The sequence below is a fragment of the Streptosporangium sp. NPDC049046 genome, from assembly GCF_040649155.1.
In the GTDB taxonomy this organism is placed as follows: domain Bacteria; phylum Actinomycetota; class Actinomycetes; order Streptosporangiales; family Streptosporangiaceae; genus Streptosporangium.
Map to the genome: position 1 here is coordinate 215753 of NZ_JBEZEZ010000004.1, position 26848 is coordinate 242600.

General features: G+C 71.3%; 22 protein-coding genes. 5 read left to right on the top strand and 17 right to left on the bottom strand.

Going from position 1 to position 26848, the window contains the following annotated elements:
• Positions 1-34: 34 nt before the first annotated feature.
• Positions 35-778 (bottom strand): HAD-IIA family hydrolase, encoded by a 744-nt coding sequence (locus AB0B96_RS07380; RefSeq protein WP_350944241.1) that lies wholly within the window; start codon positions 776-778, stop codon positions 35-37.
• A gap of 275 nt (positions 779-1053) precedes the next feature.
• Entirely contained in the window at positions 1054-1953 is a 900-nt protein-coding gene (locus tag AB0B96_RS07385; protein ID WP_362897048.1) for a TIGR03619 family F420-dependent LLM class oxidoreductase, read from the bottom strand.
• Positions 1954-2010: 57 nt separating this feature from the next.
• On the opposite strand from AB0B96_RS07385, the gene AB0B96_RS07390 reads away from it, so the two are divergent.
• On the top strand, positions 2011-2925 hold the full coding sequence (locus AB0B96_RS07390) for an aminoglycoside phosphotransferase family protein (protein ID WP_362897049.1): 915 nt from the start codon (positions 2011-2013) through the stop codon (positions 2923-2925).
• A gap of 44 nt (positions 2926-2969) precedes the next feature.
• On the top strand, positions 2970-3260 hold the full coding sequence (locus tag AB0B96_RS07395; protein WP_350943721.1) for a zf-TFIIB domain-containing protein: 291 nt from the start codon (positions 2970-2972) through the stop codon (positions 3258-3260).
• A gap of 145 nt (positions 3261-3405) precedes the next feature.
• Here the strand turns inward: AB0B96_RS07395 and AB0B96_RS07400 are convergent, their stop codons facing one another.
• From AB0B96_RS07400 to AB0B96_RS07465, 14 genes are all read right to left on the bottom strand, one after another.
• Positions 3406-4383, bottom strand: a complete 978-nt coding sequence (locus tag AB0B96_RS07400) for a hypothetical protein (RefSeq protein WP_362897050.1) — start codon at positions 4381-4383, stop codon at positions 3406-3408.
• Between the two features lie 174 nt (positions 4384-4557).
• Complete coding sequence (locus tag AB0B96_RS07405) at positions 4558-6009, bottom strand: phosphatase PAP2 family protein (RefSeq protein WP_362897051.1); 1452 nt, start codon at positions 6007-6009, stop codon at positions 4558-4560.
• A 167-nt stretch (positions 6010-6176) separates the two neighbouring features.
• Positions 6177-6962 carry a UDP-galactose-lipid carrier transferase gene (locus AB0B96_RS07410; RefSeq protein ID WP_362897052.1) on the bottom strand — a complete coding sequence of 262 codons (786 nt, stop codon included), beginning with the start codon at positions 6960-6962 and terminating at the stop codon, positions 6177-6179.
• A 104-nt stretch (positions 6963-7066) separates the two neighbouring features.
• Positions 7067-7708 carry an ATP/GTP-binding protein gene (locus AB0B96_RS07415; protein ID WP_350943728.1) on the bottom strand — a complete coding sequence of 214 codons (642 nt, stop codon included), beginning with the start codon at positions 7706-7708 and terminating at the stop codon, positions 7067-7069.
• Positions 7689-8075 carry a DUF742 domain-containing protein gene (locus tag AB0B96_RS07420; RefSeq protein WP_350943730.1) on the bottom strand — a complete coding sequence of 129 codons (387 nt, stop codon included), beginning with the start codon at positions 8073-8075 and terminating at the stop codon, positions 7689-7691. The genes AB0B96_RS07415 and AB0B96_RS07420 overlap by 20 nt, the downstream gene beginning before the upstream one ends.
• Positions 8072-8515: a roadblock/LC7 domain-containing protein gene (locus tag AB0B96_RS07425; protein ID WP_350943732.1), complete on the bottom strand. Its 444-nt coding sequence runs from the start codon at positions 8513-8515 to the stop codon at positions 8072-8074. The genes AB0B96_RS07420 and AB0B96_RS07425 overlap by 4 nt, the downstream gene beginning before the upstream one ends.
• Positions 8516-8616: 101 nt before the next feature.
• Positions 8617-11157, bottom strand: coding sequence for a nitrate- and nitrite sensing domain-containing protein (locus AB0B96_RS07430; RefSeq protein WP_362897053.1), 2541 nt, complete (start codon positions 11155-11157; stop codon positions 8617-8619).
• A gap of 210 nt (positions 11158-11367) precedes the next feature.
• Positions 11368-13017 carry a prenyltransferase/squalene oxidase repeat-containing protein gene (locus AB0B96_RS07435; protein ID WP_362897054.1) on the bottom strand — a complete coding sequence of 550 codons (1650 nt, stop codon included), beginning with the start codon at positions 13015-13017 and terminating at the stop codon, positions 11368-11370.
• Between the two features lie 2 nt (positions 13018-13019).
• Positions 13020-13976 (bottom strand): terpene synthase family protein, encoded by a 957-nt coding sequence (locus tag AB0B96_RS07440; protein WP_362897055.1) that lies wholly within the window; start codon positions 13974-13976, stop codon positions 13020-13022.
• Positions 13973-15361: a cytochrome P450 gene (locus tag AB0B96_RS07445; protein WP_362897056.1), complete on the bottom strand. Its 1389-nt coding sequence runs from the start codon at positions 15359-15361 to the stop codon at positions 13973-13975. The genes AB0B96_RS07440 and AB0B96_RS07445 overlap by 4 nt, the downstream gene beginning before the upstream one ends.
• A 466-nt stretch (positions 15362-15827) precedes the next feature.
• A complete protein-coding gene (meaB, locus tag AB0B96_RS07450; protein WP_362897057.1) occupies positions 15828-16814 on the bottom strand; it encodes a methylmalonyl Co-A mutase-associated GTPase MeaB in 987 nt (328 codons plus the stop codon).
• Positions 16798-19011, bottom strand: a complete 2214-nt coding sequence (scpA, locus tag AB0B96_RS07455; protein ID WP_362897058.1) for a methylmalonyl-CoA mutase — start codon at positions 19009-19011, stop codon at positions 16798-16800. Before scpA ends, meaB begins: the two co-directional genes overlap by 17 nt.
• Positions 19008-20870 (bottom strand): methylmalonyl-CoA mutase family protein, encoded by a 1863-nt coding sequence (locus tag AB0B96_RS07460; RefSeq protein ID WP_362897059.1) that lies wholly within the window; start codon positions 20868-20870, stop codon positions 19008-19010. The genes scpA and AB0B96_RS07460 overlap by 4 nt, the downstream gene beginning before the upstream one ends.
• A gap of 227 nt (positions 20871-21097) precedes the next feature.
• Positions 21098-21865 (bottom strand): N-acetylmuramoyl-L-alanine amidase, encoded by a 768-nt coding sequence (locus AB0B96_RS07465; RefSeq protein WP_362897060.1) that lies wholly within the window; start codon positions 21863-21865, stop codon positions 21098-21100.
• A 394-nt stretch (positions 21866-22259) separates the two neighbouring features.
• Here AB0B96_RS07465 and AB0B96_RS07470 point away from each other — a divergent pair, with 394 nt between their 5' ends.
• Complete coding sequence (locus AB0B96_RS07470) at positions 22260-23723, top strand: serine/threonine-protein kinase (RefSeq protein WP_362897061.1); 1464 nt, start codon at positions 22260-22262, stop codon at positions 23721-23723.
• Here AB0B96_RS07470 and AB0B96_RS07475 read toward each other — a convergent pair.
• Positions 23689-24651, bottom strand: coding sequence for a DMT family transporter (locus AB0B96_RS07475; protein WP_362897062.1), 963 nt, complete (start codon positions 24649-24651; stop codon positions 23689-23691). The genes AB0B96_RS07470 and AB0B96_RS07475 overlap by 35 nt on opposite strands.
• Positions 24652-24720: 69 nt before the next feature.
• Here AB0B96_RS07475 and AB0B96_RS07480 point away from each other — a divergent pair, with 69 nt between their 5' ends.
• Complete coding sequence (locus AB0B96_RS07480) at positions 24721-25605, top strand: LysR family transcriptional regulator (RefSeq protein WP_362897063.1); 885 nt, start codon at positions 24721-24723, stop codon at positions 25603-25605.
• Positions 25606-25659: 54 nt separating this feature from the next.
• Complete coding sequence (locus AB0B96_RS07485; protein WP_362897064.1) at positions 25660-26790, top strand: DUF5925 domain-containing protein; 1131 nt, start codon at positions 25660-25662, stop codon at positions 26788-26790.
• Positions 26791-26848: the final 58 nt, after the last annotated feature.

A 26848-nucleotide genomic window follows, 5' to 3' on the forward strand; every position in this document is an offset into this window, starting at 1 on the left:
CTGCCGTGTCGGCCCGGCGGCTCCCGGTCGATCCCTAGTCGATCAGGTCGATCAGGTCGGCGACCGAGTCGACCACCATGGACGGACGGAACGGGTAACGATCGATCTGGTCCCTGCTGACGACCCCGCTGAGCACCAGGATCGTGTGCAGCCCCGCCTCCATGCCGGAGACGATGTCGGTGTCCATCCGATCGCCGATCATGGCGGTGCTCTCGCTGTGGCCGTCGATGGCCCGCAGCGCGCTGCGCATCATCATCGGGTTGGGCTTGCCCACGAAGTAGGGCTCCACCCCCGTCGCCTTGGTGATCATCGCGGCGACCGCGCCGCACGCGGGCAGCGACCCCTCGTTCGAGGGACCGACCGGGTCGGGGTTGGTGGCGATGAACCGGGCACCGCCCTCGATGAGGCGGATCGCCCGGGTGATCTGGGTGAAGCTGTACGTGCGGGTCTCGCCGAGGACCACGTAGTCGGGGGCGATGTCGGTCAGGACGTAGCCGACCTCGTGCAGGGCGGTGGTCAGCCCCGCCTCCCCCACCACGTACGCCGAGCCGCCGGGACGCTGGCCGTCCAGGAACCTCGCCGTGGCCAGCGCGGAGGTCCAGATCGACTCCGGCGGGATCTCCAGACCGGCCGCGCGCAGCCGTACGGCCAGGTCGCGCGGGGTGTATATCGAGTTGTTGGTCAGCACGAGAAACCGCTTGCCCGACTCGCGCAGGCGTCGGATGAACTCGTCGGCGCCGGGCACCGGATGTCCCTCGTGGACAAGGACCCCGTCCATGTCCGACAGCCAGCACTCGATCTGCTTGCGCTCGTCCACCGTTCTCCTCTGTTCCCGTGTTCCCGCCGGGTACGTATCGGAACCAAGGATGACAGGACCGGGCCGATCCCGCGTCACCAGACCCGTACATCCGGGCATCTCGGAGGTGAAAAGACCGGCCATGCGAGACCTCCGGCCGCCACGCGGCCCACCGCGGCCGTCGCGACCCGGCCCACCGGCTCCGTTCGCCACCCGGCTCCCCGTACACGAGACCGGCCCGGCTCCCCGCCTTCCGCTCAGGGTGCGAGTGCCTCCAGCGCCTCCAGCGCCCTGCGCATCGACTCCTCGGGGTCGGCGTCGGGCGATCCGATCTCCGGATCGAAGTTGAGATCGTGGAAGACCTCGGTGACCCCCTTGGCCTCGAGTTCCTCGACGTCCCGCCTGATCTCCTCGAACGAGCCGGTCAGCGGCTCACGGCCGGACGCTCCCGCGGGACGGACCCGGGTGACGCCCCGGGTGACGAAGCGCAGCGCCTCGGGATCGCGCCCGGCGGCACGCGCCGCCTCCTTGACGACGGCGATCCTCTCCCCGATGCCGCCGAGGTCCTCGCGGCTCGAACTGATCCAGCCGTCCGCCAGCCGCCCCGCACGCCTCAGCGCCACCTCCGCGGAACCGCCCAGCAGGATCGGCGGCACCACGGGCGGTTTCGGATCCTGGTGCGCCGGGGGCACCTCGTAGAACTCGCCCCTGTGCGCCACGGTCTCCTCCGTCCACAGGCGCCGCAGCAGCGGGACGTACTCCTCCGCGCGACGGCCGCGCCGTTCCATCGACACCCCCGAGGCGGCGAACTCCTCGGGCAGCCACCCCAGGCCGAACCCCGCGTCCAGCCGCCCGCCGGAGACCGCCTGCAGGCTCGCCAGCTGCTTCGCCATCAGCGCGGGCGAGGCGAACGGCAGGTTGAGCACCGCCACCCCCAGCCGGACGCGGCTCGTCAGGCCCGCCAGGTAGGCGAGTGTGACCACCGGGTCGTGCACGCTGCGATAGGTCGGGCCCATGGTGTGACCCCGCGGGTAGAGCAGGCGCTGGAAGGTCCACAGCTCGTGATAGCCGAGCCCCTCGGCCTCCCCGGCGACCCGCGCCATGTTGTCCGGCGTCGCCCAGGACCCCGAGACCGGCACCGCGAAACCAATCCTCATGCCTCGCACTTTATTCCGCCGGTGCGCGGGACCGTTGACCGGTGGTTCACTTGCCGGGTGGACAGCGAGGATCCGATCGACGAACTACTCGGGATCGCCGCCGGATACGGCGGTGTGCCCGGCACGGTCCTGCCGACCAGACCGGACGTGGTCATCGTGCGGGCCGGTTCCGTCGTGGTCAAGGCGCACGCGCCGGGCGCGGAGCGGGAACCGCTGGTGGAACGGATGCGGGCCACCGCGCACCCGGCACTGCGCGGGATCGTCCTCCAACCGGTGACCGAGGAGGTCATGACCGCCGGGGACCGGCTGGTCACCGTCTGGCCGGCCGGTACGCCGGTGGACCACACGGATCCGGACGCGGCCCCCTGGGAGGCCGCCGCCCGGCTGCTGGCGCGGCTGCACGCCGTACCGGCGCGGGCGCTGCCCCCGCTGCGGGCCGCGGGCGGACCGGCGCGGGTGGCCTCGACCGTCGCCCGACTGGGCGACCGCTCGGCCGCCGAGCTGGCGGTGCGCCGCGCCTTCACCTGCCTGCCCTCTCTCCCCTCACCCGGCGCGTACCTCCCCGATACGACGGCTCCCGGTCTGACCCACGGCGACTGGCACATGGGCCAGATGGTCCGCGCGCCGGACGAGTGGATCCTCATCGACATCGACGACCTCGGCCTCGGTGACCAGGCCTGGGATCTGTCCAGGCCCGCCGCCTGGTTCGCGGCCGGACTGCTGGAGCCCGACGTGTGGCATCGCTTTCTCGGGGCCTACCGCGCCGCGGGCGGGGTCGCCGCCGGACCGGACGGCGACCCGTGGGAACGGCTGGAGACACCGGCGCAGGCGATGACCGTGCAACTCGCGGCCACCGCGGTGGCCGCCGCGGGGCGGGCGGGGCGTCCGCTGGACGAGGTGGAGGAGGTGCTCGTCGAGTCCTGCCTGAGGATTGTCCGGCATCGAAGCGCCTGCAATAGTGTGCCGCAGTAGGTTGTGGTTACTCGTTACCACGCCAGAACAAGGAGACCAGCCAGATGCAGTGCCCCAAGTGTCGGGGCGCCATGCGCACCTATGAGCGCAACGGCGTCCACATCGACCAGTGTGAGAGCTGTCGCGGAATCTTCCTGGACTACGGCGAGCTCGAGACGCTGACCCGGATGGAAAGCCAGTGGTCGCAGTCTCACGCGGCTCCGCCGCCGCCCCCGCCGCCTCCCATGCACGGTGCTCCCCCCGGCTACGGCGCTCCCGCCTGGGGCGCACAGCGTCACGGCCACTACGGCCACCACCGCCAGCGCAGCTGGGTCGGGATGCTCTTCTCGACCTGATCCGCCGAGGCGACACCGCGACCTCGTCACGAGGTCGCGGTCTTCACGGCTCCGGGCTCTCGGTTCCCTGAGTTCTCGCGTCCCGTGGAGAAGGACGCCGCCGGCCGCCGAAGCAAGACGCGTCGGGGCGGTGAGGGGAAGCGCGTCAGGAGGGGAAGTCGCCCGGCTTGACCTTCTTGGGCTTCACGGTGCCCCCGGTCACGGCGTGCAGGGTGATCGTCCAGTTGGTCCAGCGGATCTGGGTCCCGGTGTTGACGGTCCTGAACCGCACGGACTTGCCGAACTGCTCGAAGTCGCACGACCGGGTGAAGGTCTTGGCCTTCGCGTCCCAGTCCTCGCCGAGGGTGTAGTAGATCTTGTAGCTGCCGTCCCGCACACCCTGGATCTTGAAGTTGGACTTCCTGCGGACGTACACGGTGACGGCCTTCTTCTTCCCGCGTACCAGGACCACGACGGCGTCCTGCCTGGTGCCGTTGCGCAGTTCGAGGTAGGCGCGGCCAGGACGTCCCTCTGAGGCGATGAACCTGCCGTTGGACAGCCGGCGGTTACGCTTCTTGGCCGCCTTGACCGGGATGACGCTCGCCGGATACCCGCTCAGCTCCTTGGCGACGTCTTCCACGTCGGACAGCTGGTTCGCCTGGGCCATGCCGGTCAGCACGGCAGGGCCGGTGCACACCCGCTGGTCCTCCGCATCCTGGCGGGCGGTGTCGAAGGAGGCGCGCAGCCGGCCCAGGGCTTCGACATAGCTGTCGTGCTGGGCCTTCACCTCGGCGGGAGGGGCGAGGGCGGAGAGCCGGGTCACCGCGGCCTCCACCGCTCCGGAGGTCTTCTGCAACTGCTTGCCGAGGGTCTTCAGCCCGCCGGTCGCGGCGAGCTTCTTCACCGCGTCACGCACCGGGCCGCGCGCCTGCTCCAGCTCGGCCCGGTATTCGTCGGGCGTGAGCGTCACGGCGGCGGGCGGGGAGGTCTGGCCGCCGGCTCCCTGTCCCGTTTCCGCCGTTCCCGCTCCCACGGTGCCACCCGCGGTGGCCGGGCCGACCACGGGATCATCCGAGGGCGAAGTGCAGGCGGTGAGGGTCAGCACGGTGACCACGGCACAGGCGAGCAAACGGGGGGAAGTCACCCGCACAACTATTGCCGGATCGATCACTGTGCGTCAAACGGTGTCCGGGAATCGGCGATCCCCGACGGGGGCACCTCCCGGTTCGCCACCGGCCATCGGCTGAGGAGGGTCGATCCCGGCGACGGCGGATCACGGCCGAGGCCGTCCCGCCCCCGAGCCGGTACGTCACGGAGATCAGCCGGACGGCCGGATCACGAGAAGCGACCGCGGGCGCTTGGTGAACTCCACCTCGCCCGTGACCGTGAACGTCTCGCCGTCGCACGCCAGCGGCAGCCGTCCGGAGGGGGCGGAGACGCGCAGCGTGTCGGCCTGCCACTGCTGGTAGTGGCGCGACAGCTTCACCCGCCCCGCCAGCAGGCTGAGGAACACCCGCAGCCTGGGCAGCCGGTCGGCGGCGGCGAGCACGCGGATGTCCAGCAGGCCGTCCTCCAGACGCTGCCGTCTGGAGGGGGCTCCGCCGCGCTCCTCGTAGCGGCAGTTGCCCACGAACACCATCCAGACGCGCCGGGGCACCCCGTCCACGACGAGTTCGACGGGGCGCGCGCCCCCCGGCCCGAGTGCCTCGGCCATCGCCCAGAACAGCGCGGGCCACTTACCGATCCGGCTCTGCCTTCGCTCCCCGCGCTCCACCAGCGCCGGGTAGACGCCCACGCTCGCGGTGTTGACGAACGTCCGGCCCGCGACCTCGCCGACGTCGACGGCGACGAGGTCGCCGCTGTGGTAGGCCATCACGGCCTCCTCCGAACTCTCCACCCCGAGCGCGCGGGCGAAGTGACCGTGCGCGCTCGCGGGGACGACCAGCAGCGGGGTCGCCCCGCCCACCGCCTCCTGGGCCGCCAGGTTGACCACGGTGTCTCCCCCGGCCACCGCGAGCACCTTGGCCCGCGAGGCGGCGTCCCGCACGGCGGCCCCGAGGTCGTCGCCCGGCGCCACCTCGACGACCTCGGCCCGGGGGAAGGCCACGCGCAACGCCTCGGCCGTTCCCGCGACGGCGTCGGCGGAACCGTCGACCACGGCGATCGCCCCCTCACCGTCGGGGTCGAGCCGCGCGGACGGCGCCGTGAGGGCGGCGCGCGCCTGCCCCGCCTCACCGGCGTCGGGCCAGATGCGGCGGGTGAGCAGCCCCGCCGCCACGCCGATCCCGGCTCCGGCGAGCACGTCGCCGGGGTAGTGCACTCCGGTGTAGACGCGGGAGAAGCAGACGGCCGCCGCGAGGAGCGCGACAGGGACCGCGACCACGCGGGGTGCCTCCAGCGCCACGGCCGCGGCGAAGGCGCCGGCCGTGGCGGAGTGACCCGAGGGGAACGACGCCGACGCGGGCATCTTGATCAGCCGGGCGAGCGGGAGCCCTTCCGCCGACGGCCGGTTCCTGCCGAAGGCCTGCTTGCCGACCAGGTTGACCAACGGACTGGCGAGGCTGACCGCGAGCAGTCCCCTGGTCGCGGCCCGGCGCAGTGGCCGTCGCCCGCTGACCGCCAGCGCACCTGCCACGCCGGCCCACAGGAGCGAGTTGTCGGCCGCGCGCGACAACGCGGGGACGACGCGTTCGAGACCGGGCAACCTCGCGCCCGCCACCATGGCGAACACCCGCCGGTCCAGCCTGCTCAGCCGCGACCCCAACCGCATGCGCCGCCCCCTCCTGCGATGACGAAAACCATGACGAACCGCCACGACCCACCCGTCACGACGAACCGCTCACGACGAGCGGCGATGACGAACGAGCGGACGGCCATTCGATTCTGCCCGGTGTCCGGGGTCCGGGGCGTCTACGCCGCTCCCGTACTTCTCGCACGTCATTCGTCCGCGGCTACCCCCACCGCGGAGGAGATCACCGGCTTGTGGCCTCTGGCGGCGAGTTCGGCCTCGATCGCGGCGCAGACGGTCTCCACGACCGTGACACGGGCCAGGCGCTTGTCGTCGCCGGGGACCACGTGCCACGGCGCCTTGGGGTGGTCGGTGCGGGCGAGCATCTCCTCCACCGCGGCCTCGTACTGCGGGCGCTTCTCGCGGTTGCGCCAGTCCTCGTCGGTGAGTTTCCACGCCCGCAACGGGTCGTCGGCCCGGTCCTGGAAACGCCTGAGCTGCTCCTCCTCGGAGACGTGCATCCAGAACTTGACCATGATCATGCCTTCGGCGGCGAGGGTCCGCTCGAACTCCACGATCTCCCCGTACGCGCGGGACCACTGCTCCTCGGTCGCGAAACCCTCGACGCGTTCCACCAGCACCCGGCCGTACCAGGAGCGGTCGAGCACCGCCATCCCGCCCCAGCCGGGCAGGACCGGCCAGAACCGCCACAAGAAGTGGTGGCGCTTCTCGTCGTACGTCGGCGCGGCGAACTGGGCGACGCGAACGTGGCGCGGGTCGAGTGGGCGCACCAGCCGTTTGATCGCCCCTCCCTTGCCCGAGGCGTCCCACCCCTCGAAGACCACGCACAGCGGCGGGCCGATGCGCTGTTCGCCGACCTGGCCGCCGAGTGTGAGGCGCAGACGGAGCAGGTGGTCCAGAGCGGCGTCGAGGCGCTCGGAGGCGTCCTTCTTGGAGAGCTTCTGGGACAGGTCGACCTGGGAGAGGCGGTTCATGCCGACAAGCCTCGCATGTTCCCGCCGACCCACGATCCGGGGAGGCCGCCCGGGTCCCGCCGCCTGTCGTCAGGCCAGGCGGTCCCCGGAAGGATCCGCCGCTGTCAGCGGGCCGCCGCCTGACCCGTGGCGGGTTCGGCGTCCGCCGGTGAGGAGACCGCGCCCAGCCGCATCCGCATCGCGTGCTCGACAAGGGTGATGAGCACTTTCTTGCCCGACTCGCGCTGCCTGGCGTCGCACAGCACGATCGGGATGTCCTGGTGGAGGGTGAGCCCGAGCCTGACCTCGTCGAGTTCGTACTTGCGGGCCCCGTCGAAGCAGTTGACCGCGACGATGAAGGGCGTCTCGCGCCGCTCGAAGTAGTCGAGCGAGGGAAAGCAGTCGGCGAGCCTGCGGGTGTCGGCGAGCACCACCGCGCCCAGCGCGCCCAGCGCGAGCTCGTCCCAGAGGAACCAGAAACGCTCCTGGCCGGGCGTGCCGAACAGGTAGAGGCGGTAGTCGTCACCGATGGTGATGCGGCCGAAGTCCATCGCGACCGTGGTGGTCTGCTTGGCCTCCACGCCCAGCAGGTCGTCGACACCGATACCCCGGTTGCTCAGGGTCTCCTCGGTGCGCAGCGGCTCTATCTCGGAGACCGCGCCGACCAGCGTCGTCTTGCCGGCGCCGAATCCACCGGCGACCAGGATCTTGATCGCCTTGGGCAGCTTCACGCGCCCGGCGTCACGGCTAGAGCGCACGGAGTCCATCGAGCACCGCCCTGTACAGCCTCTCGTCGTGCATGTCCGTCTCCGAATGCGGTTCTTGCATGGCGATGAATCCCTGATCGAGCAGGTCGCTGAGCAGGACACGGACCGTGCCTGCCGGAAGGTTCATATGGGCCGCGATCTCCGCGACCGACTGGGCCTGCAGGCAGAGCCGGACGATGGCCTGACTTTCCGGTTCCAGGCCCGGCTCCCTCGACGAGACCTGCCGAATGGTCACCACCAGGGTGATGAGGTCGAACCTGCCGCGACTCGGTTCGGTCCTGCCGCGCGTCAGGACGTACGGCCTGACGATCGGCCCCGCCTCGTCGCCGACCCACTGGGACTCTGGCTGCTCGTCGAAGATGCTCATCGTAGGCCGTCGCCCCTGAAGGAGTCGGCCCTGGAGGAGTCGGCCGTTCTGGTCGGCGAGGTGAGGTACTGGCCGACGCGGGTGACGAGCATGGCCATCTCGTAGGCCACCAGGCCGACGTCGGCCTCGGCGCTGCAGAACACCGCGAGGCAGGCTCCCTGCCCCGCGGCGGTGACGATCAGGTACGCCGTCCGCATCTCGATGATGGTCTGGCGCATCGGCCCGCCACCGACCCGGTCGCTGACTCCCCTGCCCAGGCTCTGGATCGCCGATCCGACGGCGGCCAGATGCTCGGCGTCGGCCGGGGAGAAGCCCGCCGAGGCGGCCAGCAGCAGGCCGTCGGTGGAGAACACGATGCCGTGCTGAGCTTCCTCCACCCGCGAGACCAGGTCGTCCAGCAACCAGGCCAGGTCCGTGAAAGACCCTGTTCCCTGCACCACTTCGTTGTCCTCTCCTTCCGCCCGCCGGCGTTCTCTCGCCGGTTCGGGGCAGCTCGTCGGCGCCTGCCCGGCACCCGCGACCTGATGATCGTTCACTGGGGTCACACGGCGGACCCGCCTTCGCCCACGGGATCGCCTTCGCGATCGAGCAGGTGGGCGGCGTCGTCGCGGCCTCGTCGCGTACCCGCCTGGAAGGACGACATGGCCGCGCGGATCATCTCCGGCGAGCGCTCGTCGTCGGCCTCGTCGGCCGGAGACGGCGGGACCACGGGCTCGTCCTCCTGCAGGGGTGCGGCGAGGTGGGTCTGGGGAACGCGCCTCGGGAGACCGCCCGGCGTGTGGCTGCTGTCGGGCGGGGGCAGCACGGGAGGCAGCGGGGTCCCGGAGCCGCCGGGACGCGCGTGGGCGCCGGAGTCGTCGGGGCCTTCGCCCGTGGAGGCGCCCTGCGAGACCGGAGTTCCGGGGTCGGCGAAGTCGGGCAGACGCCCGGGCGTTCCGGTCTCCGGCGCCCGCCTCAGTGCCGAGGGATCGGCGAAGCGGCCGGGAAACGTCGGGTCGGCGAGGTCCTCCCCGGGCGTGGGTCCCGCGGAATGCCGTCCGGAAGGCGCCTGCTCGGCCTGCGCGGGGACTCCGGCGATGCCCAGGGGGTCGCCCACCCGGCCGCGGACCGCGGCGACCGCGGAGGTGGTGCCGTTCATCTCGGCGCTGCTCGCCGGGCGCGCCTGCGGCACGCCGACGCCGACGGAGGTCCCCTGGTCCTCCTCGTTGATCAGGTCCTGCGGGATGAGGACGACGACGGTGGTGCCGCCGTACGGGGAGGACTTGAAGGTCACCCGGATGTCGTGCCGTTCGGCCAGGCGGCTGACGACGTACAGGCCCAGGCGGGCGTTGCCGGAGAGCTTGAGCTCCGGCGGGTTCGCGATCCGCTCGTTCGCCTCCGCGATGTCCGCGGCGCTCATGCCCAGGCCCCGGTCCTCGATCTCCAGCGCGTAGCCGTGGGCGACGAGGTATCCGCCGACCTGCACCGTCGTGTAGGGCGGAGAGAAGGAGGCCGCGTTCTCGACGAGCTCGGCGATCAGGTGGATGACGTCGCTCACGGCCCTGCCGTCCAGCGAGACCTCGCCCAGGGGCATCACGTCGACCCGGGTGTAGTCCTCGATCTCGGCGAGGGAGCCGCGGACCACGTCGATCATCGGGACCGCGTCGCGCCAGGCACGGCCCGGAGCCGCGCCGGAGAGCACGAGGAGGTTCTCCGCGTAGCGCCGCATCCGGGTCGCCAGGTGGTCGAGCCTGAACAGGTCGCGCAGTTCCTGAGGATCGTTCTCGCGCCGTTCCATCACGTCGAGCACACTCAGCTGACGGTGCACCAGCGACTGGGTGCGGCGGGCGAGGTTGCGCAGGATGTCGGCGATGTCGCGGCGCAGCTGGGCCTGCTCCGCGGCGACCTTGATGGCGGTCCGCTGCACGGCGTTGAACGCCTGGCCGACCTGCCCGATCTGGTCGTCTCCGAACTTGAGGGGGGGCGCCTCCGCCGCGACGTCCACCATCTGGCCGTGGCCGATCCGCTCGACCACGGCGGGCAGCCGCTCGTTGGCGAGTTCCCAGGCGGCGGCCCGCAGCTTCTCCAGCTGCTGTACCAGGGCGCGGGCCGTGGTGATCGCCAGGACGACCGAGGCGATGACCGCCACCAGGCCCAGGCCGCCGGCGAGCGCGAGCCGCACGATGACGCCGACGGCGACCGGCCCCGACCGCTCGACCACTCCGCTGCCGGCCGTGAGCACGGCCTGCGTGAACTTGACCTGTGCGGGCTGGGCGTCGGAGCTCCACCGCGTGACGTCGATCACTCCGGCCGCCACCACGTTCGGGTCCTCGATCAGCTGGTTCTCCATGGCGCGCAGCCGGACGAACTGCTCGCCGGAGACCATCCGCTTGTGGGCCTCCTGGTCGGCCGGGGGCAGCTCGGCCACCGCCTGGTCGGTGAGGAAGCGCCGCGTGCCGACCAGCTGCGTGAACCTGACCTGCTCCCCTTCGGAGAACCTGCCCCCGGTCAGGGCGCCCATCACCAGGGCGTCCTCCTGGGAGAGCAGGTCCCTGGCCCGGTTCATCGCGATGAGCGTGCGGGTGTCGTTGGCGAGTTCCTCGTCGTCCAGCGTGGCCAGCGAGTCGTAGACACGGAAGATCGAGTCGATGATGCCGGTGATCTCCGCGGCCGCCCAGGTCCGGTTGACCCGGCCGGCGTCGATCGCCTTGCGCGCGGCGGGCAACCCGTCCAGCAACCGCTGGGTCTCGCCGATGCGTCGGTGCAGGGCGGGACTTCCCAGCAGTTCCACTCCGCTGCCGCCGGTGAGTTGCCGGAAGTTCGCGTCGGCGGCGTCGGTGCGCTTTCGCTGGGCGGCCATCGCCTCGCGCCGTTGGCGTTCCGCGCTGACCGAGCCCAGGGTGATCGCGATCAGCCGCCGCTCGGCCTGCAGTTCGACGATGAGCCGCTCACTCGGGTCGGCCACCTCGGTGTTGAGGGTCGCCACGCCCAGCATGTTCAAACCGTCACGGACCGTCACCCATGCCGTGAACGCCCAGAGCGCGGTGAGCGACACCAGAAGTGCCGTGACCTTGGTCCGCAAGCTCGCGTTACGCAAGCGCATGGTATCCACCCCGGGAAACAGAAAAAATAGACGGCATTTTTCGTGGCAGTTGACACATCCTGGTCAAACAGGTCAAACGGTCGCCACATCGCTGGGATCAGCGGGGCATCCCGCATCACACCCGCCGAACCTTAGCAATGTCCCTAAAAACCCTCAAGACGGACAGAGTGGATGCGCCCTTGTGTCCTGTTTTGAATTCACGGTCAATTCTCAATACGAGTCGTCCTCGGGAATGGCGAGCGCACGTCGCGCCAGGTGAAGCGCGCCCAGAACTGCCGCCCTGACGATCGCCATCGGCAGATACAGGTCCTTGTCGACCCAGAGCGACGGCGCCTCGCCGCCACGGGCGGCCAGCAGGTGCCGGTATCCACGTTCCACGGCCTGTCTCCATCGCCCGTCCCGCGTGGCGTCGGTCAGCAGCAGGATCTGCAGCGCGTAGGCGGTCTCCTCCGCGGTGCCCTCCCATCGGCCCCACGACCCGTCCCCGCGCTGGGTGGCGAGCACCCAGTCCACGGCACCGCCCACCGCGCCCGCCGACTCCCCGCCGCCGAACTCGCGCAGCGCGATCGCGCAGCAGGCCGTGGCGTAGTACGGAGAGACGTGCCAGCGGTCCGTCCAGCTGCCGTCCGCCTCCTGGCGGTCACGCAGCCATGCCGACAGCTTCGCGACGACGGCCGCGTGGCGGGGCTCTCCCCCACGGCGGCGCAGGTATTCACCGAAGGCGTCGAGCACATGCGCGTTGGTCGTCGGGGACATCCCCTCCTCCCCCCGCCAGGTGCAGAAGTGGGTCTCCAGCTCGAACGGCCACAGCCCCTCCGGCTCGCGCGGCTCGTCGAGCAGCGCGAGCGCGTACAGGGCGACGGAGGTGGTGTCGGCGTCCGCGGGCAGACCCGGCCCCGTGGCGATCCCTTCGGGGCCGAGGCCGTCCCGCAGGCTCGCGACCAGTCGCGGCGGCACGTCCAGCGGGATCCCCGCACGCCGCAGCCAGCTCAGCGTCCAGCCGCGCTCGAACACGGCGATGGGGAGGGTGCACGGCATGGGACCGCCGGAGGAGGCCACGACGGCCTCCAGATACCGCCGGACGGCCGTCTCGTCACGCGTCCTGCGTGCCGCGCGATCCTCGGCTCCGGGTCCGGCCTCGGGCGGCGAGGCCAGCCAGGCCGCGCTCGCCCCGGGCGAGGCTCCCACGGCCGCCATCCCGCCGGGCATCGGCGTGGGAAGGATTCCCGAGGCGGCTATCGCCTCCGGGCCCGCGACCTCGAGGGCATGGACCAGTTTCTGCGGGATCGGCGCGCCCGACATCAGCCACGCCCTGACGGCCGTCAGTTTGGCGCCGCCCGTGCCCAGGGGCGGTTGCGGCCCCTCCCCGTCGAGGTGACCGTCGATCAGGGCGAACAGGGAGGCGACGATGAGTTCGACCGCGGGCGTGTCCGGTGGCCAGCCGACCTGGAAGGACCGGTCCCCGATGGCCTCCAGCCCGCGTTCCACGGCCTTGGCGAGGAGGGCGCGGTCGGAGGAGCCTTCGCGCCCGAGTTCGACCAGGAGCGCCTCGACCGCGCTCAGCGTGGGGACGAGGGCGTGGTCGCCGGAACACCCCCAGCCACCGTCCGGCCGCTGGGTGTCGAGCAGGAACTCGACCCGTGCGGTGTGCCCTGCCAGCCACGGCGCCAGGCTCACCACCCGGCCGGTCTCGTACGGGGAGGCGGACACCTGCCCCCAGGGCTCGGCCGACAGTCCGGCGACCAGCTCGCGCGCCTCGGCGACCACGTCGATCCCGGCGTGATCCTCCGTACGGATCCCGGTGCCCGCCTTCGTGCCTGGTTCCGTGCCCGATTCCGTGATGGTCAGCAGGCCGTCCACGCTCACAACGTCCCCCAGTAGTCGCCGACCTGGTAGAAACCCGCGCAGAAGTCCATCTGGCGTTCCATGTAGCCCGCCAGCTCCGGATGGGCGGTCCGTAGCGGGGCGATGAGCTCCCGGCTGCGGGCGGCGAGCCCGGCGATCCGCTGTTCCACCTCGGCGCGGCCGACACCGAGCAGCAGGACGTTGAGATCTCCCCAGGCGACGTCCCGCTCGTAGGTGCCCAGGTCGTTGAGAAGGCGGATGACCCGTTGCACCGCCCAGCCCGCCTCGCGCAGCGCGTCGACGTCCGCGACCGCGCCGGGGCCCGTGACGTGGATCCAGTGGGCCGCGAACGCGTAGGAGAAGCCGAGGTTGTCGGCGTTGCCGAGGTACTCCTCGTAGGTCGGCGTGACCTTGTCGGTCTTCCAGCGCCACTCCGTGAGCATCCCGTCCAGCATGCGCTCCAGCTCGTCGCGCCAGACCGGCCCGAGTTCGGGGAACGCGGGCGAGGCCGCGAGCTCGTCGCGGATGTCGCCGAGCATGCGGGTCAGGTCGTCGTCGGGGACCGGCGAGGCCCCGTCCGCCACGTCCAGGCACCTCCTGGCGATGGCCCGCACCTCGGGCAGCGAGGTGGCGACGTAGTCGACGAGCCAGTCCAGGCCGAACGCCCAGAGGGAGACCTTGTTCGCCATCCGCAACTGCTCGGCGCCGAACCAGGGGCCGCCGAACGCCATGGCCAGTGAGAGCGTGCTGTACAGGGCCGCGTCGAACGGCTTGGCGGAGAACAGGCCGGGATAGGTCTCCGCCCACTCGCGCATGTCCCGCTGCGACCGCCCGGCGCGGGCGCAGATCGCCCCCGCCTCCCTGGCGTTCCCCAGGACGCCGGAATCGGGCCGTGCACCGGGGACGGGCCGGACGTCCGGATCGGAGCGGAGCCCGGAATCGGGCCGGACAGCCGGATCGGGCGGGAGCGTCATCGCAGGGCCCCGCTCCGGTCACGTCCGTTGAAGGACACGCCCAGCGAGACCTTCTTCCGGGGACGCAGCGAGGCGGCCCAGCCGGTGTCGAACGGGCCCGGGGTGCGCACCGACATGCGGAACCGGCTGAGGATGCTCGCGACGAGGAGCGGTGCCTCGACGTAGAACAGGGGCTCGCCCAGGCACCTGTGCGGTCCGCCCCCGAAGGGGAAGTAGGAGTATCTGTGCCTGCGCTCCTCGCCCCCGGACCTGCTGGGCGCGAACCGCTCGGGGTCGAACTCGTCCGGGCGCTCCCAGAACTCCTCCAGTCGCTGCGTGGCGTACGGGGTGACCAGCACCGACGATCCGGCCTTGATCCGGATGCCGCCGATCTCCGTGTCCTCCATGACCCTGCGGGGGAGAAACCAGCCCGCCGGGTACAGGCGGAGTGTCTCCTGCAGGACCATGCGCGTGTAGACGAGATGGGGGATGTCCTCGGGGACGGCCGGCCCCTCGCCCACCACCTCGTCGATCTCCGCCCGGAGCCTGGCCTCCACGTCCGGGTGCTCCTCGAGGAGGAGCCACAGCCAGGTGAGGACCATCGCGGTGGTCTCCGACGAGGCGGCGTACACGCTGACCAGCGCGTCGCGGATCTGCTTCTCGGTGAGTCTGTCACCGTTCTCGTCGACGGACCGGCAGAGCACGGAGATGACGTCGACGCTGTCGTCGGGTCGGGCCATCGCCTTTCTCACCACGGGAAACACCACGTCGTCGATCGACTGGACGGCCCGCAGAAAGGTCCTGTCGCCGGGGATCCGCATGAAATACGGCATGAAAGGCATGAGAATCCGGTAGACGAGCGAATAGGACGCCTGTTCGAAAGCGGGGATGATGCGTTCCCCGTCCTCCCGGTTCAGCTTGTCCCCGAACAGCACCCGGTTGACGATGTAGCTGAGGATGCTGGACATCTCCGTGGCCGCGTCGAAGTCCTGCCCCGACCGCACGTACTCGTCCCATTCCTCGACGCGCCCCGCGACGCGCCTGGACACCTCATCGGCGATCGTGGCGATGTACCGCGTGGTGAACAGGGGTTGCAGGACCTTCCTACTGTTCTGCCAGTGCTCGCCGTCGCTCATGATGCTGTGCCCGAAAAGCCGCTCCAGCGGGCGCCAGAACATTCCCAGGCGCTGGTGCTTCGTCCATTCGACGCGCATCACCTGCTGGACGTGGTCGGGGTGCGTGATCAGATAGGGGCGAAAGGGCCCCAACTCCAGCCGGACGATCTCACCTCGCGCCTCCCGTGCGAACCCGGCGAGCGCCCCCGCCGGTTCGCGGAGAAGCTTGGGCAGGGCTCGGCGCATCGGAACGGATCTCGCCCGGCGACCGGCACGGACGTGCACGTCCATGGACATAGGCAAACATCTCCCACCTCGCGTGACGTGAATTCGCGCAGCACGAGACAACCGCCCGCGCGGGTGAGCGCGGCGGTGTTCGAAAACGGGGACACCCCACGTGTCCCGTTCCCACCCGGGGCGCGAATCAGGACTGGTCAGCCAACGGAACAGGACCGCTCGGCCGACAATCCACCTGGGACGCTCCGAGCCTCCTCGCCTGTCTCATTCTGTGTTTTACACGCTAAAGCGCATCACATCACAACATTAGTTAATCTTCGCACAAAGTATCACATGACTCACCAGAAGTGATCAAGGGTGTATAGCATATAAAGCCCACCACTTTCCGGCATGATCCTCGTTAACATGCGCTTAACATGAGCGCCTTAATTAGTGGATCAGCCGCTAATCATGCGATGACCTGGCATTACTCAGTGTGACCGCGGGTCCTCAGCTCCGAGCTGTCAGGCTCCCCGAGCGCTCAGGCGCCCTTGGCGAAGGCCGCGAGGATGCGGTCGGCGGCCAGCGACGGGGTGAGGACACCCTCCTGGACGTCGCGCTCCACCTGGCCGACGATCGCCGCGACCTCGGGGTGCTCGCGGAGCCGGGTGAGCAACCTGTCGGTGATCAGTGCCCAGGTCCATCGGACCTGCTGGCGGCGACGGCGCTCGGCGAGCTCCCCCGAGGCCTCCAGGGCGTCGCGATGGTGGACGACCTGCCGCCACAGCTCGTCCAGCCCCTTGCCGGTCAGCCCGCTGCAGGTGAGCACCGGGGGCGTCCGCCCCGCGCCCAGCAGGCGGAGCGCTCCCGCGAGCTCTCTGGCGGCCTTGCGCGCGTCCAGCTCGTGGGAGCTGCCCTCGGTGCCGTCGGCCTTGTTGATCGCGATCACGTCGGCCAGCTCCAGCACCCCCTTCTTGATGCCCTGGAGCTGGTCGCCCGTCCTGGCCAGGGTGAGCAGCAGGAAGGTGTCGACCATGTCGGCCACGGCGGTCTCCGACTGGCCGACGCCGACGGTCTCCACGAGAACGATGTCGTATCCGGCGGCCTCGACCACGACCATCGCCTCGCGGGTCGCCCTGGTGACCCCGCCCAGGGTGCCCGAGGTGGGCGAAGGGCGGATGAAGGCGGCCGGGTCGACCGCCAGGCGGGACATCCTTGTCTTGTCGCCCAGGATGCTCCCCCCCGTACGCGTCGAGGACGGGTCGACGGCGAGCACCGCCACCCGATGCCCCTCCCCGGTCAGCCGGGTGCCGAGCGCGTCGATGAACGTGGACTTGCCGACACCGGGCACGCCGGTGATGCCGACCCTGCGCGCGGCGCCGGAGAGCGGCGTCAGCTCGGCGAGCAGCCGCTGGGCCAGGTCCCTGTGATCGGCCCTGGAGGACTCCACCAGCGTGATCGCCCGCGCGATCCAGACCCTGGACCCCTCCTTCACTCCCTGAACGTAGTCGTCAAGCGTCCGCGTCATGGCCCAGCCGGGTGAGCAGGTCCGCCAGCAGTCCCCGGGCGGCGTCGGCGATCACGGTGCCGGGCGGGAAGATCGCGCTCGCCCCCGCCGCGCGCAGCGCGTCGAAGTCACCGGGCGGGATGACCCCGCCGACCACGATCATGACGTCCTCCGCGCCCAGCGCGGCCAGCGCCTCGCGGAGTGCGGGCACGAGCGTGAGGTGCCCGGCGGCGAGCGAGTTCACGCCGACCACGTGCACGTCGGCCTCGACCGCCTGACGGGCGACCTCGTCGGGCGTCTGGAACAGCGGGCCGACGTCCACGTCGAAGCCGAGGTCGGCGAAGGCCGTCGCGATCACCTTCTGGCCCCGGTCGTGACCGTCCTGGCCCATCTTCGCCACCAGGATGCGGGGACGGCGGCCCTCCAGCCGCTCGAACTCGGCGCAGGCCGCGCGAACTCCGTCCACGCCGGATCCCACCTCCTCGCGATAGACCCCGGTGATCGTACGGATCTGCGCCGCGTGCCGCCCGAAGACCCGCTCCAGCGCGTCGGAGATCTCCCCGACCGTGGCCATGGCGCGGGCCGCCTCGATCGACAGCGCGAGGAGGTTCCCGTCGCTCGCCGCGCCCTTGGTCAGCGCGGTGAGAGCCTCCTCCACCCGGATGGGATCGCGCTCCTCGCGCAGGCGGCGCAGCTTCTCCAGCTGCTGGGCGCGTACCGAGGTGTTGTCGACCTTGAGCACCTCGATGGGCTCGTCGGCGTCCGGCCGGTACTTGTTCACGCCGATGACCGGCTGGCGCCCGGAGTCGATGCGCGCCTGGGTGCGGGCGGCGGCCTCCTCGATGCGCAGCTTCGGCAGGCCCTGGTCGATCGCCCTCGCCATGCCCCCGGCGGCCTCGACCTCCTCGATGTGGCCCCACGCCCTGGTGGCCAGCTCGTGGGTGAGCCGCTCGACGTAGTAGGAGCCGCCCCAGGGGTCGATCACCCGGCAGGTGCCCGACTCCTGCTGGAGCAGCAGCTGGGTGTTGCGGGCGATCCTGGCGGAGAAGTCGGTGGGCAGGGCGAGCGCCTCGTCGAGGGCGTTGGTGTGCAGCGACTGGGTGTGCCCCTGGGTGGCGGCCATCGCCTCCACGCAGGTGCGGACGACGTTGTTGTAGACGTCCTGGGCGGTGAGCGACCAGCCGGAGGTCTGCGAGTGGGTCCGCAGCGAGAGCGACCTGGGATTCTTCGCCCCGAACCCGGACACCAGCCGCGCCCAGAGCAGCCGCGCCGCCCGCAGCTTGGCGACCTCCATGAAGAAGTTCATGCCGATGCACCAGAAGAACGAGAGGCGCGGCGCGAACCTGTCGATGTCCAGGCCCGCCTCGACGCCGGCCCGGAGATACTCCACCCCGTCGGCGAGGGTGTAGGCGAGCTCCAGGTCACACGTGGCCCCGGCCTCCTGGATGTGGTATCCGGAGATCGAGATCGAGTTGAACTTCGGCATCTTCTCGCTGGTGTACGCGAAGATGTCGGAGATGATCCGCATCGAGGGGCCCGGCGGGTAGATGTAGGTGTTGCGGACCATGAACTCCTTGAGGATGTCGTTCTGGATGGTCCCCGCGAGCTGCTCGGGGGCCACCCCCTGCTCCTCGGCGGCCACGACGTAGAGCGCGAGCACGGGGAGCACCGCGCCGTTCATGGTCATCGACACGCTCATCCTGTCGAGGGGGATCCCGTCGAACAGCTGCCGCATGTCGTAGATGGAGTCGATGGCCACGCCCGCCATGCCGACGTCCCCCGCCACCCGGGGGTGGTCGGAGTCGTAGCCCCGGTGGGTGGCCAGGTCGAAGGCGACCGACAGGCCCTTCTGCCCGGCGGCCAGGTTGCGCCGGTAGAAGGCGTTGGACTCGGCCGCGGTGGAGAATCCGGCGTACTGGCGGATGGTCCACGGCTGGTTGACGTACATGGTCGGGTACGGGCCGCGCAGGTAGGGGACCGCGCCGGGGTAGGTCTCCAGGAAGTCGAGCCCGGTCAGGTCGGCGGCGGTGTAGAGGGGCTTGACGCCGATGCCCTCCGGCGTCTCCCACAGCAGGTCCCCCGGATCGCTCCCGGTGGCCTCCCGAACGGATCGCGCCCAGTCCTCCAGGCCGGGATCAGGAGCCGCGGGGTCCGCCGGGTGCTCGCCGGGGGCCGCCGGTCGCGCACCGAGCTCAATGCCGGAGAAGTCGGGAATCATCGAGCCACCCCCAGATCGTCGAAGGTCGTCCGGAGCACGCCGAGCGCGTCACATCCCGCGTAGAGACAGCCGTCCACACCCTCGTAATCTCCCTTCCCCGCCAGCCACACCTTTACCGCCCCCGCGCCCCTCAGCGCGGCGGCCACCGCCTCGGCGTGCCCGGCGTACAGCCGGTCACTGGAGCACAGGCAGGCGATCCTCGCCCCGGAGGCGGCGAACGCGGCGGCGATCTCGCCGGGATCCGTGACGGCGCCGCCGGTCACGGTGGCGATACCGCCCGCCTGGAAGAGGTTGGCCGCGAACGACGCCCTCGCGGTGTGCGAGGCCACCGGACCGATGGTCGCCAGGAAGACCTTGGGCCGGGTCTCCTGGGCGTCCGCCAGGTCGCGCAGCGCCTCGAACTCCTGCGCGTAGTGCACCCCGGTGCTTTCGCCGGGCCTGGCCTGCCTGCTGAGAGGCCGCTCGGCCAGGTCGGGGAACTCGCTGACGCCGGTGATCGGGTCGCGGCGCCTCGCGATTCCGGCCGCGCGCCGCTCCCAGGTGGCCGCGAGCCGTCCCGCGACGAACCCGGAGGCGAGCGCGTCGGCCATCCCCCCGGCGCGCTCGATCTCCTGGAACCACTCCCAGGCCCTGACCGCGAGGTCCTCGGTGAGCCGCTCGACGTACCAGGAGCCCCCGGCCGGGTCGATCACCCGGGCCACCCCGGCCTCCTCCACGAGCAGCGACTGGGTGTTGCGCGCGATGCGGCGGGCGAAGGCGTCCGGCAGGCCGAGGCGGGCGTCGAAGGGCTGCACCGTCACCGCGTCGGCCCCGCCGGTACCGGCCGCGAAGCAGGCGAGCGTGGTGCGGAGCATGTTCACCCACGGGTCGCGGGCGGTCATCATCGCCGAACCGGTCACCGCGTGCTGCCGCTGCGCCGCGCCGGAGACACCGGAGACGCCGGAGACGCCGGAGACGCCGCACACCTCGGCGACGCGCGCCCAGAGCCTGCGGGCGGCCCTGAGCTTGGCGATGGTGAGGAACTGGTCGGCGGTGGCGGCGTAGCGGAACTCCAGCTGCCCGAACGCCTGCTCCATCGTCAGACCCACGCCGGTCAGGGCACGCAGCGCGGCGACCCCCGCCGCGACGGAGCAGCCGAGCTCCTCTGCGTCGCCGCCCCCCGCGTCGTGGTACGGCGTGGCGTCCACGACCACCGCCCGAAGGCCCGGATGGTCCGCGACGCAGCGGCGGGCCAGCTCGATCGCCGTGTCCGCGTCGGCGAGGACGTCGGCGCCCAGGTTCCCGGTGAGCCTCCCCGGTCCGTCATCGGCCGCGCGGCCGGTGGCACCGGAGGTAGCACCCGGTCCGTCGCCGGACACCGGCGTTCCCGGCCCGCCGCCGGGCGCCGCGGCCTCCCGCTCCCCGGCCAGCGCGAAAAGCGCCGCTGCCGCCTCGCGGGTCCGCTTGCCCGCGTCGAGCGTGACCGAGATCAGGTTCAGGTGGACCCGCTCCAGCGCGCGTGGCAGATCCTCCGGGTCGAGGGCGAGCCACAGCGAGTCGACGCCGTTCTCCAGATCCGCGAGGATCGCCTCGGGATCGGGTATCTCGTGGCGTTGCCGTACCTCCCAGCCGCCCTCGGGACGGGAGCCGCGGACGTAGGGCGCGGCTCCGGGAAGGCCGGGATCACCTGGCAGGTCGGACGCGTCGTAGATCGGCGCGATCGTCACGCCGTCGTAGGTGGTGAAGGCCAGCGCCTCCTCCGGGGAGTCGGTCTCGACCCCGGACTTGCGCAGCACCCCGAGCGCGAGCTCCCGCCACCGGTCACGGGTGACCGGTGGGAACTCGGCGGCCGATCGAGACTCCTCAGGCGGCACGGTCATGCACCGGATCCTAAGCGTCGCGCCACCGAGAACTTCCCCCGCCCCCCGGACGAATACCAACACTGGGGTCAACAGGGGGTTCGGGCAGGGGGTTCGGCGTGACTCGTGACCGGCGTGATCCGCGCCGGTGTGGCGTCGACAGGGGGTGCGGGCAAGGAGGCCGATCTCGGGATCCGCCCCCGGTGGCGACGGCGAGGCGCGCCACCGGGGAGCCGGTCACGCGACGGTCAGGTGACGGGCTCCTGCCAGGCGGCGTCCCAGGTGGTCCGGTCGACGGCGCCGGTGACGGCGAGGCCCTTCTCCTTCTGGAACTTCCTGCAGACCTCACTGGAGGCGGGGCCGTACAGGCCGTCGACGTCGATCGCCCAGCCCCGGTCGCGCATCCGCCGCTGCCAGGTGCGGACGTCCTCCCCCTGCATGACCGGCGGCTGCTTGAGTATGCGGCCGGGGAAGGAGGGGTGAGGTTCGGGCGGGTTGGGAGCCCCGCCGGGGCGTGGGGCGCCGCGCTTGACCCACGCGTACAGGGGCTCGCCGGGGCAACTGGTCGAGTAGCCGTCGCGGTGCCCCTTGATCTCCCTGCCCGCCCCGCCCTTGTCCCTGAGGTATTCGATGGCGTCGAGGATGCCGTGCAGGATGTCGTCGGTCGGCTTGGTGAATCCCGAGGAGCCGACCAGCCCGAGCACCGCGTAGTGGTCGCTGTTGAGCCCGGCGCCGTTGGCGGCCGGGACGTTGCGCACGCCGCGCCCCTCGAAGACCTTCCGATGCGGACAGACCAGCATGGAGTATCCGACATCGATCCAGCCGTTGCCGTCCATGTGGTGGCTCTGGATGGACTTCACCAACGCGACACACTTGGCGTGGTCGTTCACGATGTCCGGGCTGACCTGGCCACCCGTGTAATGGACCTTCACTCCCTTGGTGGAGTTGAGCTTGCTGTAGGAACCGCGCGGCTGGCGGGCGCCCCACTCACGGCGAGTAACGAGATCGATGGCCACGAAACGTCTCCACTGTCTGAGTGATATTGCCCTACCGGAGCGTAATGGCTGACACGGCACCAATAAGGCCGTTAAAGCAATTGGTCCCTTGCCGCGGTGTGATGGGGGAAGCACTCCGGATGGTCGTCGGGTAGCGAAACAGCCGTTCTCCTAACCCCTGCCGGGCCCTCTAAACCGCACCCTCCCCCGGTCCGCGAGGCTCGGCGAGCCCCGTCGAGGTGGGAGCGCGCTTCCCCTTTTCCAGGTTCCTCTCCCCTCGGCGCGAACGCCGTGGGGCACCGGCGAGCCAGGCATCCGGCACGCCGCCCCGAACCGGGTGGTTCTCCTTTCTCCTCCGTGTCCCCCGTTCACCCATCACACTTCACATCACCGACAAGACGGATAGCCTTCCCCCATGGTCGTGACCCCCCTCACCCCTGACGACCCGGCTCGGCTCGGCGCGTTCCAGCTCGCCGGGAGAGTCGGTGAGGGCGGCCAGGGCGTCGTCTACCTCGCGCACGCTCCCAGCGGCGAGCGGGTTGCGGTGAAGGTGCTGTTCCGCGGCGACACCGCGTCGCGGGCGCGACTCGCCCGCGAACTGTCCGCCCTGGAGAGCGTCGCGCCCTTCTGCACGGCGCGCGTGCTGACCGCCTCCGTGGACGGCCCCCTCCCGTACGTGGTCAGCGAGTTCGTCGACGGCCCCTCGCTGGAGGAGAGGATCCGCGAGCGGGGCCCACTGCGGGGCGGCGAACTGGAACGCCTGGTGGTCGGTACGGCGACCGCGCTGACGGCCATCCACGCCGCCGGGGTGGTGCACCGCGACTTCAAGCCCGCCAACGTGCTGCTCGGCCCCGACGGCCCCAGGGTGGTCGACTTCGGCATCGCGAGGGCGGAGGGCGCGGCCACGACCGCCTCCGGCCTGATCGGCACCCCCGCCTACCTGTCCCCCGAGCAGATCGGCGGGGCTCCCGCCTCACCCGCCTCCGACGTGTTCGGCTGGGCGGCCACCATGCTCTGCGCGGCGAGCGGCAGCCCTCCCTTCGGCGCCGACACCGTGCCGGCCGTGCTGAACCGGATCCTCAACCACCACCCGGACCTGTCGCCCCTGCCCCCCGCCTTCGCCGGGTTGATCGCCTCCTGCCTGGACAAGGATCCCGCCCGCCGTCCGACGGCCCGCGCGCTGATGGTCGGCCTCGTCGACCCGGTCGCCGCCGACCCCTCCGCCGAGTCCACCGAGGATCTGGCCAGGATCGGCAGCCGGATCGCCGCCCCTCCGGGACGGTCGGCGCTCACGACCCGGGAATCCCGCCGTGGCCGGCGGGGCGCCGTCACCGGCGCGGCCCTCGTCACGGTGTCGCTGCTGATCGCCGCGGGGGTCGCCGCCTGGCTCATTCCGGGCATCCCCGAGACCGGCGTCAACGGTTCCGGCCGGGCGACACCGTCCCCCCCGCCGTCCCCGTCGTCGCCGTCGTCGCCGTCCGGAGGCGAGGCCCCGTCCACTCCGGAACCCTCCGGCACCGAGAGGTCGGCCCCGCCGGGGAACGGGGTCGAGATCCCCGCCTCCTTCGCCGGAGCGTGGGCCGGTGACGGCGTCACCTCCACCAACCCGTTCTCCCCCGGCGAGAAGCGGATCGAGGTCACGCTCAGAAAGGGCGACGACGGAGCCGAATGGGCGGAACCGGTCAACGGCTGCAAGGGGCGGATCACCCTGGCCAAGGTCACCGCCGAGGAGTTGACCTTCACCCTCGGCTCCGGCACCGGCTGCGTCCCCGGGACGGTGTGGCTCAGGCGCAAAGGTGACGCCCTGACCTACACCTGGAAGGACGTTCCCGGCCCCGAGCTGGTCACCGAGACCGGCGACCTGACCAGGAACCGATGAGGCCCTGACCGGTCATGATGCCGATGACGACGATCACCGCGCCGAGCGGCTGGTTCCACGTCAGCGTCTCACCCAGGACGAGCACCCCGAGGACGACCCCCACCAGCGGGGTCAGGTACGTCACCGTCGAGGCGGCCGTCGCCCCCCAACGGGCGATGACCGTGGTGTTCCAGATGTAGGCGAGCCCCGTACCCAGGACGCCCAGGGCGGCCATGCTCGCCACGACGGGCAGGTCCAGGCGCACCGGACCGCCTGCCAGCAGCGGGCTCAGCGCGAGCATGACCAGGGCCGCCACGCTGATCTGGGCGGCGGCGATCGTGGGGGCGTCGTAGCCGTAGGAGACCACGAAGCGCCGCGTGTAGGCGAAGGCCAGGCCGTAGCAGAACGTCGCCCCCAGGCAGGCCGCCTGCGCCCATCCGGGGCCGGCCTCGCTCAGGTTCCACGGGGCGAGGACGACGACGACACCGGCCGCGCCCAGCAGCAGGCCGAGCACCCCCGCCGCGTCCAGGCGTTCCTGGCGGAGCGCGGCCAGGGTCACGAACATCGTCATCAGCGGCGTCGTGGCGTTGTAGATGCTGGAGAGCCCCGAGGGGATGTGCTGCCCGGCCCAGGCGAACAGCAGGAACGGCACCACGCACAGCAGCAGCGCGACCACCCCCAGGTGCGCCCAGAGTCTCGGCTGCCTCGGCCAGCTCCGGCGGGTGACCAGCATGATCGCGTTGAGGGTGAGCGCTCCCAGCGTGAGACGGCCCAGCACCGTCTGGACGGGAGACAGGCCGGTGAGAGCGACCTTGATGAACAGGAAGCTCGCCCCCCAGGTCAGGGCGAGCGCGAGATATCGGGCGAGCACCGACCTGCTCGCCGGGAGCGGCGCGGCGTCGGCCGCCCGCACCCGCGGAGCTGCCGGGAAGGTTCTTTCACGGGTCACCGGAGCAGTCTCATCAGGCGCTGAGCATGTGTCCAATGAGTTGCCCCGGCGGTGTGATGAGATGTCCTCATGAGGGCCACGGTCGCGCAACTCCGAGTCTTCGCCGCCGTGATCGCGAACGGCGGCTTCGGCGCGGCCGCCGAGGAGCTGGGCATGTCCCAGTCGGCGGTCTCCCACGCGCTCGCCGCACTTGAGCGCGCTCTCGGCGCACCGCTGGTGCTGCGGCACGGAGGCGTGGGACCCACCGCCCTGGGGACGACGATCCTGCCGCACGCCCAGGCGGCGCTCGCCTCGGTGTCCGCCATCGACGAGGCCGTCTCCGCACACCTGGGACAGCACACCGGAGTCGTCCGCGTCGCCGCCCCGCCCACGGTCTGCTGCGGGCTGCTCCCCCAGCTCATGCGGACGTGGCGCGCGGAACTCCCCGGTGTCGAGGTGCAGGTCTTCGAGGGTGACGACGACGAGCTGTCTCCCTGGCTGGAGACCGGGGTCGTCGACGCCGCCGTCCTCGTCGATCCGCTGCCCCCTCCTCCCGCGCATGTGGTGGTGGGCCGCGACGCCTTCCACGCCGTGGTCCGCACCGATCACCCCCTCGCCGGTCAGGAACACATCACGATGGCCGAGTTGACGGAGGATCCGCTGCTCGTCTCCAAGGGGGGCTGCGAGCCGCAGACCCGACTGCTGTGCTCCATGGCGGGTGTCCCCTACGCCCCTGCCCAGCATGTGCGCGAGCTCGGCACACTCATCGGAATGATCGCCGCCGGTATCGGCGTCTCGACGGTTCCCGACCTCGGCCGCGGCCTCCTCACCCCCGGGCTCGTCATGATCCCGCTGAAGCCGTCCCTGACCCGCGCCCTCGTCCTCACCGGTCCGCTCACCCGCCCGCCGAGCCCTCTGGTCGACGCCCTGCTCCGCACCGCCCCCGAGGTCCCCGCTTCCTCGGCGGCCTCCTGAGTCCGGCGCGAAAACCCTTCGACCGCAGAGCGTCCCGCGAGGATCATTGGCGCCATGTCCGTACTCAAGGAGGTCGACTTCCAGCCGGAGCCGCGCCCGGTCGAGCTGCCGATGAAGATCTGGCTCGACGACGGCGACGCGGCGGTGGACGTGATCGACGCCCTCGCGTTGTCCCCCTTCGCGACCGGGGCCCAGCCCTGGTCGCGCACCGCGAACCTGGAGCGGGTCCGTCCCGACGCCTCTCTCGCCCCCGCCTCGGGAAGGCTCGTCAGGGCGGCCTCGGAGAAGGACGGCCGCGACTCGCGGCTGCTGTGCGGAGAGGGCTGGACCCTGCGCGTGATCCGCTACCGCAACCGCGCCGCCACGGTCAGCGTGACCGCGGTCGACGAGGGCCTGGCCCGCTCGGTGATCGAGGAGATCACGAGGGACGCAGAGGAGCCCGCCCCCGAGAGCGACCACGTCACGATGGGCTTCTGGTGGCAGGGTCCCCGGGGCAGCCGCCGCTCGGAGAAGCCGATCACCGCCGCTCCCTGGGCGGAGGTCGCCGGCAACTACGCCAGGTCCGTGAGCGAACCGCTGTCTCGGCTGATGTCCGTCACCCCCTCGGAGGCACACGGCCGGCTGATCCTGCTGCACGGGCCGCCGGGCACCGGCAAGACGACGCTGCTGCGCACGCTCGCCCACGAGTGGCGGTCGTGGTGCCAGGTCGACTGCGTGCTGGACCCCGAGCAGCTGTTCCACTCCCCCGGATACCTCATGGAGGTCGCTGTCGGCTCCGACGACCATGACCACGACGGCGGAGGCGACAGCGGAGATCGGTGGCGGCTCCTGGTGCTGGAGGACTGTGACGAACTGATCAGGTCCGGCGCCAAGGAGGCCACCGGACAGGGCCTGTCGCGCCTTCTCAACCTGACCGACGGGCTCCTCGGCCAGGGCCGCGACGTCCTGGTGGCCATCACCACCAACGAGGACCTCGCCCACCTCCACCCTGCCGTCACCCGTCCCGGCCGCTGCCTCGCCCAGATCGAGGTCGGCGCCTTCCCCCACGACGAGGCCGCCCGCTGGCTCGGCACCGGCGAAGGACTCTCCCCCTCCGGTGCGACCCTCGCCGAGCTCTTCGCCCTCCGCGACGGCGTCATCAACCACGCACCGGCCCCCCAGGAGAACACCGGCCTCTACCTCTGACGGGCACTCGACGGACACGGCGGGCCGAGCGCCGCCGATCGGCCGGAGGGAGTCTGGG

Coding starts and splice junctions, on each gene's coding strand:
- AB0B96_RS07380 (WP_350944241.1), bottom strand. CDS start 778: ATGGACGGGGTCCTTGTCCACGAGGGACATCCGGTGCCCGGCGCCGAC.
- AB0B96_RS07385 (WP_362897048.1), bottom strand. CDS start 1,953: ATGAGGATTGGTTTCGCGGTGCCGGTCTCGGGGTCCTGGGCGACGCCG.
- AB0B96_RS07395 (WP_350943721.1), top strand. CDS start 2,970: ATGCAGTGCCCCAAGTGTCGGGGCGCCATGCGCACCTATGAGCGCAAC.
- AB0B96_RS07405 (WP_362897051.1), bottom strand. CDS start 6,009: ATGCGGTTGGGGTCGCGGCTGAGCAGGCTGGACCGGCGGGTGTTCGCC.
- AB0B96_RS07410 (WP_362897052.1), bottom strand. CDS start 6,962: ATGAACCGCCTCTCCCAGGTCGACCTGTCCCAGAAGCTCTCCAAGAAG.
- AB0B96_RS07415 (WP_350943728.1), bottom strand. CDS start 7,708: ATGGACTCCGTGCGCTCTAGCCGTGACGCCGGGCGCGTGAAGCTGCCC.
- AB0B96_RS07420 (WP_350943730.1), bottom strand. CDS start 8,075: ATGAGCATCTTCGACGAGCAGCCAGAGTCCCAGTGGGTCGGCGACGAG.
- AB0B96_RS07430 (WP_362897053.1), bottom strand. CDS start 11,157: ATGCGCTTGCGTAACGCGAGCTTGCGGACCAAGGTCACGGCACTTCTG.
- AB0B96_RS07440 (WP_362897055.1), bottom strand. CDS start 13,976: ATGACGCTCCCGCCCGATCCGGCTGTCCGGCCCGATTCCGGGCTCCGC.
- AB0B96_RS07445 (WP_362897056.1), bottom strand. CDS start 15,361: ATGGACGTGCACGTCCGTGCCGGTCGCCGGGCGAGATCCGTTCCGATG.
- meaB (WP_362897057.1), bottom strand. CDS start 16,814: ATGACGCGGACGCTTGACGACTACGTTCAGGGAGTGAAGGAGGGGTCC.
- scpA (WP_362897058.1), bottom strand. CDS start 19,011: ATGATTCCCGACTTCTCCGGCATTGAGCTCGGTGCGCGACCGGCGGCC.
- AB0B96_RS07460 (WP_362897059.1), bottom strand. CDS start 20,870: ATGACCGTGCCGCCTGAGGAGTCTCGATCGGCCGCCGAGTTCCCACCG.
- AB0B96_RS07470 (WP_362897061.1), top strand. CDS start 22,260: ATGGTCGTGACCCCCCTCACCCCTGACGACCCGGCTCGGCTCGGCGCG.
- AB0B96_RS07480 (WP_362897063.1), top strand. CDS start 24,721: ATGAGGGCCACGGTCGCGCAACTCCGAGTCTTCGCCGCCGTGATCGCG.
- AB0B96_RS07485 (WP_362897064.1), top strand. CDS start 25,660: ATGTCCGTACTCAAGGAGGTCGACTTCCAGCCGGAGCCGCGCCCGGTC.